Below are 13478 nucleotides of genomic sequence, written 5' to 3'. Positions count from 1 at the left end.
ATGAATTTGTTAGTTTCCATAGGACTCTGTCATGTTGTTAGTTGCCATGCCTGTAATCCTGCGGGGTAACGCCGAACTGTCTCTTGAACACCTTAATAAAGTACGCGGGCTCCAAATAACCGATCTCCGTGCTGATTTCGTACACCTTTTTCTCGGTCGTTTTCAGCAAATGGCATGCTCGCTCCATCCGAAGCCGGGAAATATAATCGCTGATCCCCTCGCCGGTTTCAATCTTATAAATTTTAGATAAATGCGTCGTATGCAGGTTCACATGATCAGCGAGCACACGCAAGGACACGTCCAGATGAAGATTTTTTTCGGTAAAATCCTGAACCTTCTTGACGTACAACGAGCGAATGTCATTCACTTCATTGGCAGTCCCCTCTTTCAGCTTGCCAATCACTCCGATCGACCAATTGCGCAGCTTGCTTATCGAGGAAAAAGCCTCTCCGCTTTGCAGCAGCTCCATATCCGTTCCCAGCAGCTCCGCCAGCGTATGCCCGTTCCGATGGGCAAAATGAGTAAATGAGGAAGCAATGAGAAATCCTGCTTCCATGCAATGCTCCCAAGAATCGGACCATTTCTCGTCCAGCTCGGCAAATACGCCCTGCAGCTTCTCCTCAAGCGCATCCCAGCGTACGGCCTCCAGCAAATTGTTCAGTGTTGGAGGAGCATGGATAGCATCCAATGCGCCTTGCGATACATGCTGCTTCAGCTCGCTGACGCGCATAACAAATTCACGCTCATCGCCAACGATCTGCCGGAAGGAAGACGAAGCTTGCCTATAGCTGACGTGGAGCTGCTCGGGGAACAAGAATGGCTCCGTGATCACGATCGACAACGAGCCCTTGAGGAACTGCTTCACCTTGGACTGCAGCTGCACTGCGAGCTTCTCTAGCAGCAAATCCTGCTTGGCTGACGGGAATTCATCCTTGAATTGCAGCAGGAAAGCCAAGTAGCCATGCTCTTCCTTGACGCCCCATACCTTCATATATTCCCCAAAAATTTCTTCGGCAATATTAATAATCGCATATTCCATCAACTGCTGACCGTTATGCCGGTACTGGCTGAATTCATCCTCCATACGGACAAGCAGCAGAGCGCAGTCTCCGAATACAATCGGCAAGCTATAATTCTCTAGCTTACGGCTCCATTCCTCCGCAGCCATCTTCTCGCCGCGCAATCCGTCAAGCAACAGCTGTCCGCGCAGCAGCGGCAGATTTTCACGCAGCGTATATTCCGTTCGCTCATGGGAGCTGATGCTCTCCCACTCCTCCTTCAATTGATCAATGGCGACTCTTACCGCTCCGAACAATTCATCATCGGTTGGCGGTTTAAGAAGGTACTCGACCGCCTGATGCCGGAGCGCTTCCTTCGCATAATCAAAGTCAGAATGTCCGGACAAAATGATGCATTTGATCCGTTTGTCGTATTCGCGAATTTTTTCAATCAGCTCAATGCCAGTCATCTCCGGCATGAGAATATCGGATATGACGATATCAACCGGATTCGTCTCGATAATTTGCAGCGCTTCCCGCGCAGAATAAGCTTTGTGCACCTGTTCAATGCCCAGTGTATGCCAAGGCTTGTGCATGGACAGATTATCTACCCAGTGGGCTTCGTCATCAACGATGATCATTTGCATGTAGTGTATCTCCTTGTTGAGTTGATGGTTGAGAGGATGGTTGAGATAATTCTGCTGCGGCAGGCGTCTGCCAAATAATTTCGGTCCGGAATCCGCCAAGCGGCGAAGCGGTAAAATGCAAATAGGAACCTTCTCCGAACTGATGGTAAATCCGCTGATTGGTATTCCATAGCCCGCAGCCCATTTCTTCCTGAAGCGGCTCTTTCATCTTGCGGTTCAGCGCTTCCTGCCCGTCCGCGCTCAGGCCTGGCCCGTCATCGTCGACATAGACGCGGCAGCAGCCGCCGGAGATTTCGCCTCTAATCCGAATTTCGCCGGACGAATACGACTTGCCAACGCCGTGAATGACGGCATTCTCGACGATCGGCTGAAGCATGAGCCGCGGAACCTGCTGCTTCAGCATTTCATCCGGAATATCGATCGTGTATTCAATTCTTTCGTTGCGCAGCTTTTGAATATCCAAATAATTGACGAGCAGCTTGATTTCTTCTGCAACGGTTGCCGTTTCCCGCTCCATCCTTGTCGTGTAGCGGTAATACGCGCTCAAATTATAAGCCATGGAGACAACCGCCTCCTGCTCCTTCATCTGTGCCATATTAATTATATAGCCGAGGCAGTTGTACAGGAAATGGGGATTAATCTGCGCCTGCAGCTGCTTTAACGTCGCCTCGCGCGCGCGCAGCTTCTCGCCAAGCACCTTCTCGACCAGATCTTGAATTTGCCGCGACATCTCATTGAATCGATAAAATAAAAAGGCAAACTCATTATTCACGTTCGACTTGATTTGCACGGAGAAATCTCCCCGCTGCACGCTCTGCAAGCCGCGAATCAGCTTGATGATCGGACGCTGCACATTGCGGTACAGCAATACAGAGGCAGATATTCCGACCACGAACAATAAAACCATCGATAAATAAAATAAATTCCGGCTGGATGAGATCGGCCCAAGCATCTGGTCCAGCGGCACAATATCAACGAGATACCAGCCCAGCTGCGGCGATTTGACTGCGCTTACCAAATAATTTTTATGATCGAGCAGGACCACCTCTTGATTCGTATCCGCCAGCTGCTTGCCATCCAAATAAAGCGTCAGCTCAGAAGACAGCTTCTTGGAGGCGCTTCGGTTCAGAATCGGCGTTTCCCCTTCATGGTAAAAGATAGGATCACCTTGTCCGCCTGCTTTATACGTGTCCAGCATATTTTGAATATTCTCGTGTCCGAAGCTCGCCTGCACGACGAGATTGCTGCCCTTAAGCGTTCCCTGATGACCAAAAGAATCGGTATAAAACCAATTAAACGATTTTTGTGTCCCAGCGGTCGCCGCTCTTCCGTCCCCGTAGGTCCAATCCCCTGTCATGTTATTTTCCAGATAATCCTCGTCATATTTGACGGTATCTTTATTATTGGATATCGCTTCTTTGTTCTGCTGCGAATACAAGGTGTACGTCACCGGCCAAATATTCATGACGCCTGACTGCAGCATCATCTTCTCCTGTACGACATACCGAGTCTGCATTTTATCATAAAGGTCATCCCAAAGATTAAGCCCGTTAAACTTCTCGACATTCGGGTCCTTCGAGAACGTAATGACAAAGTCCACGGTCTGATTGATTCTGGAGTCAATTTGGCTCGATAGGAACGAAAGCTGCTTAATGTTCGAAGCCTGCAGCTCCTTGCTGATCACATGCGATGCCACCTGATTGGAATAGGTAAAAAGGATGATAATCGGAATGAACAACAAGAGGATTAATATATTCATTTTGGCAAAGAGACTGACCCTTGCCCCTAGTTTTTTTTTGAAAAAAGGCATGCTTTTATTTAGTACCATGATCCTACCCCTCCAAAATGATCTCCCTAACAAAAACCTATGAATCCTAACATTGTCTTATAGTTTCGAGCTTACGCACTTTGTTACTATTTATATCAGGGTTTCACATGATACACAAATATGATTTTATGGAAAGGGAGAACTATGGACTCTAATACCCTACAACAAGCAAACCCTAACGTCGCCCCTAAAGTGAAAAAAGATCGCGGCTACAAGCAGCCCTGGACGCTTCATTTGATGGTACTGCCAGCTGTTCTGCTCGTCCTTGTTTTTGCTTATTTGCCTATGACGGGACTTGTAATGGCATTTCAGGATTATAAGGCCGGCTTAGGAATATCCGGCTCCCCATGGGTCGGCTTGAAGCATTTCCGATATATGTTCGAGAATGAATACTTTTTGCAAATTACATGGAATACGTTATTTTTTGCCTGCTCCAAAATTGTAATGAACTTGATTATTCCGTTCCTATTCGCCTTGCTGCTCAATGAGGTACGCAATATGGGACTAAAGCGCTCCATCCAAACGCTCGTCTATCTGCCCCACTTCTTGTCGTGGGTAACGTTATCCGGTATTTTGATCGATGTGCTTGCCCAAACCGGCATTGTGAACCAGTTCTTGACCAGCGTGTTTGGCATTAAGCCGATTTTCTTCCTCGGTGACGGCTCATGGTTCCGATTCACGATTATATCCAGTGACGTCTGGAAAGAATTTGGCTTCAACACGATTATTATCCTTGCTGCGCTATCCGGCATTAATCCGGCACTGTATGAAGCAGCCGAGGTCGACGGCGCAAGCCGCTTGAAACAAACGATGCATATTACGATTCCTTCGCTGATCCCAATTCTGATCGTTGTAGCCACGCTGGCGCTTGGCAACGTGCTTAACGCCAACTTCGACCAGGTATTCAACCTGTACAGCCCGCTCATTTATCAGCAAGGCGACATTATCGATACCTTTGTCTACCGCGAAGGCTTGCTCAGCGGACAATTCAGCTTTGCTACAGCCGTCGGCTTCTTCAAATCCATGATTAGCTTAATACTGATCGTTATCTCCTACCGACTCGCGTACAAATTCGCCGGCTACAGGATCTTCTAGAAAGGGTGACTGCATATGTACCACAAAACAATACCATACCGTATATTCAGTATTATAAATAATACCGCGTTGTTGATCATCTCGATTGTCTGTCTGCTTCCGCTGCTTCACCTGCTAATGGTATCCTTAAGCTCTTCTGCGCCGGCCAATGCCGGCATGGTTACCTTCTGGCCAATCGGCTTTACGCTTGAGGCTTATTCCAAAACGTTTGAAAATGCCAATTTCCTGTCCTCCTTGTGGGTATCCGTACAGCGGACCGTACTCGGAACGGCACTGGCGATGATCGTCAATGCGGTTGCCGCTTACGCCCTCTCCAAGGACTCGCGCATTTTCCGGGCGCGCAACGTATACCTCTGGTTTTTTGTCGTAACGATGCTCTTCAGCGGCGGCTTGATCCCAAGCTACATTCTTATTTTGAAACTGGGGCTTATGAACACGCTGATGGCGCTTATCCTCCCGGTTATGGTTTCGGTTTACAATATTATTCTGCTGCTGAACTTCTTCCGCACAGTGCCGAAGGAGCTTGAAGAAGCAGCCTTTATTGACGGTGCCGGCCACTTGCGCAGCTTTATTCAAATTTATCTTCCGGTTTCCATGCCGGCGATTGCGACGATTTCCTTGTTTACGATGGTTATGCATTGGAACGCTTATTTTGACGGCTTGATCTATATTAAAGAATCCATGAACCTGCCGCTGGCGAGCTTCCTTCAAACGATTATCGTTCAAGCGGATATGACCAAATTTGATCCGCAAATGGTAGCGAATATGTCGCAGCGTACGATTCGCGCTTCCCAGATCTTTATCGGAGCCTTGCCGATTCTAATCGTCTATCCGTTCTTGCAGCGCTACTTCGTTAAAGGGATCGTTATCGGTGCGGTAAAAGAATAGGTTGCCGTACTATATAAGTTGAACTAAAGTTTCTCGTTTTGGTCGCTGCGCGAGTAGATCATTCTTACGATCGCGGTTGTAACCAGATTCTTTGATTGACTAAGACCTTTAAAGGTAAGAATCCGGCTACAAAGGCGAACACTTCGTTTCTCCAGAACGATCTTCTCGCTTCGCTTACACTACATTTCTTTTGTTCCACATTTATAGAAGTGCCGTACCAATTCAACAGCAATGAATTTACGAACTAGAGGGGCTGCAAAATATATGTCTAACGAAACGAACCAAACCGTACAAATCGGTGGTAACTCTATAACTTTGAACGACTTGATCGGGAAAATGACGCTTGACGAAAAAATTGCGCAGCTCATTCAGCTAGCTGTTCCTTTCTACGAGGGAGCTGAGGATGCCGGACTGATTACAGGTCCAATGGAATCGCTTGGCATTACCGAAGACACCGTCCGCAACAGCGGTTCCGTGCTGGGGATGGCTGGAGCCAAAGACGTCATCAACGTACAGCGCACGCATTTGGAAAATAACCGTCTAGGCATCCCTTTGCTGATGATGGCCGATATCGTTCACGGCTTTAAAACAATTTTCCCTGTTCCGCTTGCGATCGGCTGCTCTTGGGACCTGCCGCTTGCCGAGCTTAGCGCCGAGATTGCCGCTAAAGAAGCTGCCGTATCCGGCGTCCACGTGACATACGCGCCAATGGTTGACCTTGTGCGTGATCCGCGTTGGGGTCGCGTGATGGAATCCACAGGCGAGGACCCTTACCTGAACGCCGAATTTGCGCGCGCATTCGTTCGCGGTTTCCAAGGAACGGACCTGGCTGGCGATTATGACCGCGTAGCGGCATGCGTGAAGCATTTTGCCGCTTATGGCGCAGGCGAAGCCGGCCGCGATTATAACACGGTTGATTTGTCGGAGCGTCAATTGCGCGAGTTCTATTTGCCAGGCTACAAAGCAGCACTCGATGAAGGCTGCGAGATGGTTATGACCTCTTTCAATACAGTCGATGGCATTCCGGCGACGGGCAACTCGAATTTGATGCGCAAGCTGCTCCGCGAGGAGTGGGGCTTTGACGGTATCCTCATTTCGGATTGGGGAGCGGTTAAAGAGCTGATTGCCCACGGCATTGCTGCCGATGAGACGGAAGCCGCCGCCAAAGCGCTCAAAGCAGGCGTCGACATCGAGATGATGACCTCCTGTTACGCGAAGAACCTGGCTGATTTAGTGGCCAAAAATGAAATCGACGAAGCGCTTATCGATGAAGCGGTTATGCGCATTCTTACATTAAAGAAGAAGCTTGGCCTGTTTGAAAATCCTTACCGTGCTGCTAATCCGGAGCGCGAGAAAGAAATCGTATTTTGCGATGATCACCGCGCGGCATCGTTCGAGCTGGCATTGAAATCTTGCGTGCTGCTTAAAAATGAATCCGTTCTTCCGCTTCAATCTGGACAGAAGATTGCCGTTATCGGCCCGTTCGCCCAAAGCGGCGATTTGCTTGGACCTTGGTCTTGGACCGGCTCGCATGATGCCGTTGTCCGCTTGGCCGACAGCATCAAGAACAAGCTAAGCCAGCCTTCCTCCTTGCTCGTTGCGGCTGGCTGCGATATCGAGTCGTCAACGGAAGAACAATGGCAGGAAGCTCGCGCAGCGGCTGAAGCTGCCGATGTAATCGTGCTTGCGCTTGGCGAGCATTCGGATATGAGCGGCGAAGCCGGCTGCAGAGCAAACATTCAGTTACCTACAGTTCAGCTTGAATTGATCCGCAAGCTGAAAGCATTAAACAAACCGATGGTAGCTGTCTTGTTTAATGGCCGCCCGCTTGACCTGCATGGCGTATACGATGAAGCCGATGCCATTCTAGAAGCTTGGTTCCCAGGCAGCGAAGGCGGCAATGCGGTAGCCGAGCTGCTGTTCGGCGGCGCCAACCCGTCCGGCCGCTTGACGATGTCCTTCCCGTACAGCGTTGGGCAAGTGCCTGTGTATTACAATGCGTTCAATACCGGACGCCCGCAAGGCGCGGCTGACGCTCAAGTGCGCTATGTATCGCAATATCTGGACATTCCGAATGAGCCTCTGCTTCCGTTCGGCTTCGGGCTAAGCTATACCGAATATGACTACAGCGAAGCGAGCATCTCTTCGGATACAATGACCGCGGAGCAACCTCTGACGGTTACCGTGAAGCTGACGAATTCAGGCAAGGTTGCAGGCGAGGAAACCGTGCAACTATATGTTCGCGACATCTCGGGCGAGGTTGTACGCCCTGTCAAAGAGCTGAAGGATTTCCGTAAAGTGCTGCTTCAGCCGGGCGAAACCCAGGAAATCGAATTTACGCTAACCGAAAGCCAGCTTCGCTATTATCATTCCGACCTTCAGCATTTTAGCGATGCGGGTGAATTTCTAGCTTTCGTTGGGCCAAACAGCAAGCAGACAACGGCGCTTTCGTTCAAATTAGTGAAATAACAGGCACAACAAAAACAACCAACATGCCCTTACAGCGTGTTGGTTGTTCTGCTTTATTAATGAAGCAATACAAATACATATTAATTAATGATCCCTATTCCGCTTTCCTTATTGCTCTATACGCCTGCTTTTGCTGTTAGCGTCTCCAATGGCTGCGCATTGCCGTAAACGGGCCGTTGGCGTCCCACGGGCTGCGCCCATTTCACGGCATTGGTGATGACGCGTTGAATGTCGGCGTTGTGATAGGTCGGGTACGTTTCATGGCCCGGCCGGAAATAAAATACTTTGCCGTTCCCGCGCATGAACGTGCAGCCGCTGCGGAACACCTCTCCGCCTTCAAACCAGCTGGTAAAAATCACTTCATCCGGCGCTGGAATATCAAAGTGCTCGCCATACATTTCTTCTTCCTCAAGCTGAATGTATTCGCCGATTCCTTCCGCGATAGGATGGCTAGGGGCAATGACCCAAAGCCGCTCCTTCTCCCCTGCCTCGCGCCATTTCAAGTCGCAGCTTGTACCCATCAACAGCTTGAAAATTTTCGAAAAATGGCCGGAATGCAGGACGATCAGGCCCATGCCATCAAGCACGCGCTGCTGTACTTTACGAACGATCTCATCGCTTACTTCATCGTGAGCAAGATGTCCCCACCATACGAGCACATCGGTGCTGTGCAATACTTCATCGGTTAAGCCATGCTCCGCTTCATCAAGCGTAGCCGTGCCCGTTTCAAAGCCCGCTTCCGTTAAAAATTGTGCAATTGCGCCATGAATGCCTTGGGGATAAATCTGTCCCACCAGCGGATTAATTTTCTCGTGGCGATTCTCGTTCCATACCGTTATCCTTGCCATTGTAAGATCCTCCTCGAAAACTTGTTAATCCCAGTATAAAAAAACCGCTGCTTGCGCGTAATGCTAAATGATGCTTATTTATTATTCAAAAGTGCTATACTCAAAGTGGAGGTCATGTCCATGTCCGTATACGGAGCCATAAGAGAAGCCTATTTCGAGGCTGTAAATGAAGAAGTCGTCTACCAAAACCCGTTGCTGTTTTTAAAAATATGGGAAATTCGCGGGGAAGCAGGCCAATCCAGCACGTTGGAGCAGCATCCCTGGCACTGCCACAAGGAAGTCGAATTTCTTGCCGTTATTGAGGGCAGCTTAGGCGTGCAAAGCAAGCATGGCTACCTTGTTCTCGGCCCTGGCGACGTGATGGTACTAGGTGCCTATCAGCCGCATCGTTCACATAAGCCAACTGTCGATACGGCGCTGCATTATATCGTTTTTCAAATCGATCTGGGCAAGCATTTCGACCAAAGCACGATGCCCTATTTATATTGTTTCTCGGAGCTGACTCAGCCGCTCGATATTTTAAACTATATTTTTGCGGAAAGCGCGGCTGCCAAGCAGAAGGCACATGCTTATATACTCGAGATCTTCAATGAATCACAAACACGGATGAGAGGTTACGAAATCGCCATCAGCTCTGCGATCAAGAGATTGCTGCTGCTTCTGCTGCGAAGCGATACGCGCAATCTGCTGAACGATACGGAAGAAAGCGAGCTTAGCCGCTTAAGGCCGGTGCTTGATGACATCGACGCAAGGCTGAATGAGAAGCTCGTTGTAGAAGAGGCATGCGCCATGCTCAATTTGAGCTATCATTATTTTATAAAATATTTCAAAAAAACGATGGGCGTTTCCTTCGTCGATTATGTGAATTATAAACGGATTAAAAAATCCGAGCAGCTGCTGCTGACCAGCGAGCTCAGCATTATGGAGATCAGCTACGAGGTAGGCATCTCCAATCTCGCCCAGTTCTATAAGCTATTCAAACGGCATAATCATTGCTCGCCACGGATCTTCAAGCAGCGTATGCGCAGCGAATCCAAATCCGCGATGGAAGCCAAGCGGCACGCTGTGGAGGAGTCTTAATTAATTATATTACCAAGGTGAAACGATTGTCCCCGTCCTCTGGCCGCGCAACGCATTTCGTTCAGAGCAATATAGAGAATGTATAGTCTACGGATATACTTTGCTATTAATTGAAAAGAGCTCCATGCCTCTGGCATGGAGCTCTTTCTCATTCCACAAAGTCAGCCTATTTGCATCGTTAAGGAGATCTTAAGGATTTGATAAGGGGATGATCCCACACTTATTAAGAACAGCCCTCTATACTTGCCTTATGAATAGGAAGAAACAAATGAGGCGGACCGCCTGTTTCAAGCTGGATCGCTATTTGTTCGAAGATGAAAGGGGCTTATAGAACGTGCAATGGGTTAAACAAAACAAAGCTTGGTCGCTAGCGATTGTTCTTATTTTTACGCTTGCCTTTTGGCTAAGGGCTGATTTTCTCACCTCGGTTACTCACTCTATCTCACACGACACGAAGTATTATAATGAAATGGTGCACCGGCTGCTCGATCAAGGCATTTATTCTTACAAAGAAGAAGTTCCTAATGCAAGGGTAACGCCAGGCTATCCTTTATTTATGGCTGGCCTGTATGTGGTCGCCGATCAACTTTCCGTTGAGCCGTTTCCACTCATTCGATGGGTACAATTGCTGATTAGCCTTGGTGCAATGCTGCTCATCTATACGCTTGCGATGCAGGCTGCTCGAAATAAATGGGTGGCGATCCTCTCGCTATTGATCTCGGCGATATATCATCCTTTTATTTGGACGAACGGGGCGGTACTGACCGAATCGCTTGCGTTATTTTTGTTAATGTCCTATTTATCCATGCAGCTCCATGCTTTCCGAACGCAGCGGAAGCGCGACGCCGCCTTTGCAGGTGTGTTGCTCGGGCTTACCGTGCTGGTCCGCGCCGAGTTTTTGCCTTTATTTGTGCCGCTGTACGGCGTGTTTTTGCTTCAGCAATGGTTTAGGGCTAAGTCTCCTCAAGAAGAGGCCCATTCCTCCAAGCTCGCGATGTTCAAAAAAGTCGCGTTGCTCGGTGTCATTACCGGCCTATGCCTGTCCGCGATGATGCTGCCCTGGTGGATTCGCAACCTCGTGACGCTGAATGAATTCGTGCTGACGGCTTCCCAGTCCAATCCGTTTAGTGCAGGTACGTATCCGGACAAGGACTATACCGATAAAATTGTGGAACGCAATGGCATGTCGCAAAACGAATATGCTTGGGCGCGCATCAAAGCGGGCTTTACCCAGCAAACTTGGAAATACGTAAAATGGTACACCGTCGGCAAGCTGAAATATACGTATACGCATATGTTCTTCGGCTCCGGGCACTCACCTGTCTATTACGCTTACCCGCATGTCGCCTATTTGCACTTGCTTATCCTATACAGCACAATTATCCCGCTGCTAGCGCTAATTCGGAAATGGCGGCATCCGGCCGTCATGCTGGCGGTAGTGATCATCGTGATGTCGCTGATTAGGCTCTTGTTCGTACCGGAGTACCGTTACAATTTTACCGTTATGCCGCTGTTTATTATTTTGTCATCTTGGCTTGGCGTATATTTATTGAAGCATATAGGGGCATATCTCACATTTCGAAAAGCAGCAACCAAATCGTATACACCGATTCCACTACAAGAGGATGCCTCCCTTTCAAAAAAATAAGCGCCTTTCGGCGCTTACGAAGCTTTCGGTGCTATATTAGTTGCGCGGCAGATCTAACAGTAGGTCATTCAGGTTGTAACAAAAGCCCGGCTCCTCCGTATCAGCAGGCGCGACCATCATCACATATAGTTCCAGAGGCCGCTCCTCCCGAAGAGCCTCTACCTCCAATCGATGATCCCCGGCAGTCAGATTCAGCTCTACCCGCTGTCCTTCTGCTCCCCGATGATAGGCTGGAAGCCAATCGGCGGCTCCAGTGGTTTCAAGCACGGTCTCGCCACCCAGCTTCAATCGGACCGCTCCCGGTGCCGACACGATGAGGCAAATTCGACGGTCCAACGGATTATGCAGCATCGTCCGCCCTGTGTACCACCCTTGGGCCTGCAAGCCTGTAATTTCATCCAGCAGCATACGGTTGCCAGGTATCCAAGCAGGCTGCTCATTCGAACCGTCAGGACCTGAGACCAACCAGCCATAAGCCCGAACTAGAGCAAAGGTGGCATGATACTGTGCCCATTCCGAATAATTGTGCAGCCGGGTGAATTGGAGCTGCAGGTTGTACGCCGCTTGCTGCAAGCTCTGAGAGGCATGAACAGTCGTATCCCAAATGTAAGATTCACCGGCTGCCAACGTAATCGCCTGCATGTCCTCACCCGTCCAATCCTTCGGCAACAAAAGCTCCAGCCGGAATGCCAGAGAAATGGTTGCCGTGTTCGCAATCGTGAATTGCAGCTTTTTCTCACATCCGGCACCTATGGATGGGTCGTTGCCTTCATATCGAATTTCCACCTTCAGCAGCGCATGCTTCTGCGAGCCTTCAGGCAGGTAGCGGATATCGACGGCCGGATCCCGTGTCCATAATGGCTCCAATGATTCATCGGCTTCTGCCCGGTAATCCAGCTTGCTCGGCGCATCCGACCGAATAAGAATTGGAGAGCCTGCGTAGGCCAATATCTGCCTGCCCATCGCAATCGTTCTGCCCGTTAGCTCCTCCAACGTCACAGGATACGGAAAGCCTTTAATCGGCGGGCTGACCACGACCTTGTTGCCGACAGGATCCACCCACTTGGCCGGCAGCCCTTCCGGTCCGAGTATCATGCCAAGGATAGCAGCGAGCGTAGCGGCAGTGCAATCGGTATCATAGCCGCAGTTCACCGCTTTAAGAATGGCATCCTCGAAATCATCCCCGTACAGCCAGCCGAGCAGGGTAAAAGCAATATTTTGCGGCGTATCCGTAAAATTCTCGCTCCCATGATGCTCCAAAATAAGCTCGCGCGCTACCTTCCACTCTTTCCCTTCCTTATGCCAGCGCAATAAATCCTGAATCGCCAGCGCCGTTCGGCAGTCAGGCGGTATGAATTTCATGCCAATGGCGATTAGGGCATCCCGATCCTTCTCGAAAAAAATCGCGCTTTCCAGAGCCGCGAAAAACATCTCCCCGTAAACGCCTTCGCCGCCCGCATGGTCCGTAATAGCATCCTCGTAGGCATACCGGGCTGCGAGCTCCGGCATGCCGGGAGCTACCATCGCCCAGATTTCAGAGCGGATCGGAGAGCCCATGCAGCTGGTGAACGGATTATTAAAGAGTCCCGCAATGGGCGGCTTCAGCCCTCTGCGCATGTTGGTTAAGGCATAGCCATATTCATCAAATGGAAAAAAAATATGGTCTACCCACTCCTGGGCGAGGTGCGCAGCCGTGAGCCCTGGTCCATATTGCTCCAAGGCATGAAGCCAAACCAGCTGCAAGTCAAGATCATCGTTCTCCAGCGGGCCGTCTGGCAGCTCGGGGTAATACTCCAGCTGCAGCAGCTCTTTGATGCCTTCAACTGGAGCGCCAAGCGTTCCGCCGATATTTTTGCCCAACCAGCCGCCATAAACGATCCGGTAATAGTCCTGTTCATTTAGAATACCTATCTCTGTACGCATGTCGACACTCCTCATAAACTATCTTCCAGCTCAATTCGAATCCCTTTTCCCTTA

9 protein-coding genes are annotated in these 13478 nt (G+C 49.7%); 5 read left to right on the top strand and 4 right to left on the bottom strand.

Annotation, left to right across the window (positions count from 1 at the left end):
- Positions 1-37 precede the first annotated feature (37 nt).
- Positions 38-1645, bottom strand: coding sequence for a response regulator transcription factor (locus tag FJQ58_RS15380; protein WP_139994920.1), 1608 nt, complete (start codon positions 1643-1645; stop codon positions 38-40).
- Complete coding sequence (locus FJQ58_RS15375) at positions 1626-3473, bottom strand: sensor histidine kinase (RefSeq protein ID WP_238404072.1); 1848 nt, start codon at positions 3471-3473, stop codon at positions 1626-1628. Before FJQ58_RS15375 ends, FJQ58_RS15380 begins: the two co-directional genes overlap by 20 nt.
- Before the next feature lie 144 nt (positions 3474-3617).
- Between FJQ58_RS15375 and FJQ58_RS15370 the strand changes: the two genes are divergently transcribed.
- The 3 genes from FJQ58_RS15370 to bglX all read left to right on the top strand — a co-directional run bounded on the left by FJQ58_RS15370 (position 3618) and on the right by bglX (position 7925).
- The gene (locus FJQ58_RS15370) at positions 3618-4568 is read left to right on the top strand and encodes an ABC transporter permease (RefSeq protein ID WP_139994918.1); all 951 of its coding nucleotides are present in this window, start codon (positions 3618-3620) and stop codon (positions 4566-4568) included.
- Between the two features lie 15 nt (positions 4569-4583).
- Entirely contained in the window at positions 4584-5456 is an 873-nt protein-coding gene (locus FJQ58_RS15365) for a carbohydrate ABC transporter permease (protein ID WP_139994916.1), read from the top strand.
- A gap of 264 nt (positions 5457-5720) precedes the next feature.
- Positions 5721-7925 carry a beta-glucosidase BglX gene (gene bglX / locus FJQ58_RS15360; protein ID WP_139994914.1) on the top strand — a complete coding sequence of 735 codons (2205 nt, stop codon included), beginning with the start codon at positions 5721-5723 and terminating at the stop codon, positions 7923-7925.
- A 116-nt stretch (positions 7926-8041) separates the two neighbouring features.
- On the opposite strand, the gene FJQ58_RS15355 is transcribed toward bglX, so the two are convergent.
- Complete coding sequence (locus tag FJQ58_RS15355) at positions 8042-8773, bottom strand: ThuA domain-containing protein (RefSeq protein WP_139994912.1); 732 nt, start codon at positions 8771-8773, stop codon at positions 8042-8044.
- Positions 8774-8893: 120 nt separating this feature from the next.
- Between FJQ58_RS15355 and FJQ58_RS15350 the strand changes: the two genes are divergently transcribed.
- Both FJQ58_RS15350 and FJQ58_RS15345 read left to right on the top strand, forming a co-directional pair.
- Positions 8894-9853 (top strand): helix-turn-helix domain-containing protein, encoded by a 960-nt coding sequence (locus FJQ58_RS15350; RefSeq protein ID WP_139994910.1) that lies wholly within the window; start codon positions 8894-8896, stop codon positions 9851-9853.
- Positions 9854-10187: 334 nt separating this feature from the next.
- Positions 10188-11501 carry a phospholipid carrier-dependent glycosyltransferase gene (locus FJQ58_RS15345; RefSeq protein WP_139994908.1) on the top strand — a complete coding sequence of 438 codons (1314 nt, stop codon included), beginning with the start codon at positions 10188-10190 and terminating at the stop codon, positions 11499-11501.
- A gap of 36 nt (positions 11502-11537) precedes the next feature.
- Here FJQ58_RS15345 and FJQ58_RS15340 read toward each other — a convergent pair whose 3' ends face one another.
- On the bottom strand, positions 11538-13424 hold the full coding sequence (locus tag FJQ58_RS15340) for an ADP-ribosylglycohydrolase family protein (protein ID WP_162341508.1): 1887 nt from the start codon (positions 13422-13424) through the stop codon (positions 11538-11540).
- Positions 13425-13478: the final 54 nt, after the last annotated feature.

The organism is Paenibacillus paridis, from assembly GCF_006345825.1.
Taxonomy (GTDB): Bacteria; Bacillota; Bacilli; order Paenibacillales; family Paenibacillaceae; genus Pristimantibacillus; species Pristimantibacillus paridis.
The sequence above is the reverse complement of the archived record's forward strand: the minus strand, read 5'-3'. Positions and strand labels throughout refer to the sequence as shown.

Coding starts and splice junctions, on each gene's coding strand:
- FJQ58_RS15365 (WP_139994916.1), top strand. CDS start 4,584: ATGTACCACAAAACAATACCATACCGTATATTCAGTATTATAAATAAT.
- FJQ58_RS15350 (WP_139994910.1), top strand. CDS start 8,894: ATGTCCGTATACGGAGCCATAAGAGAAGCCTATTTCGAGGCTGTAAAT.
- FJQ58_RS15355 (WP_139994912.1), bottom strand. CDS start 8,773: ATGGCAAGGATAACGGTATGGAACGAGAATCGCCACGAGAAAATTAAT.
- FJQ58_RS15370 (WP_139994918.1), top strand. CDS start 3,618: ATGGACTCTAATACCCTACAACAAGCAAACCCTAACGTCGCCCCTAAA.
- FJQ58_RS15375 (WP_238404072.1), bottom strand. CDS start 3,473: ATGGTACTAAATAAAAGCATGCCTTTTTTCAAAAAAAAACTAGGGGCA.
- FJQ58_RS15340 (WP_162341508.1), bottom strand. CDS start 13,424: ATGCGTACAGAGATAGGTATTCTAAATGAACAGGACTATTACCGGATC.
- bglX (WP_139994914.1), top strand. CDS start 5,721: ATGTCTAACGAAACGAACCAAACCGTACAAATCGGTGGTAACTCTATA.
- FJQ58_RS15380 (WP_139994920.1), bottom strand. CDS start 1,645: ATGCAAATGATCATCGTTGATGACGAAGCCCACTGGGTAGATAATCTG.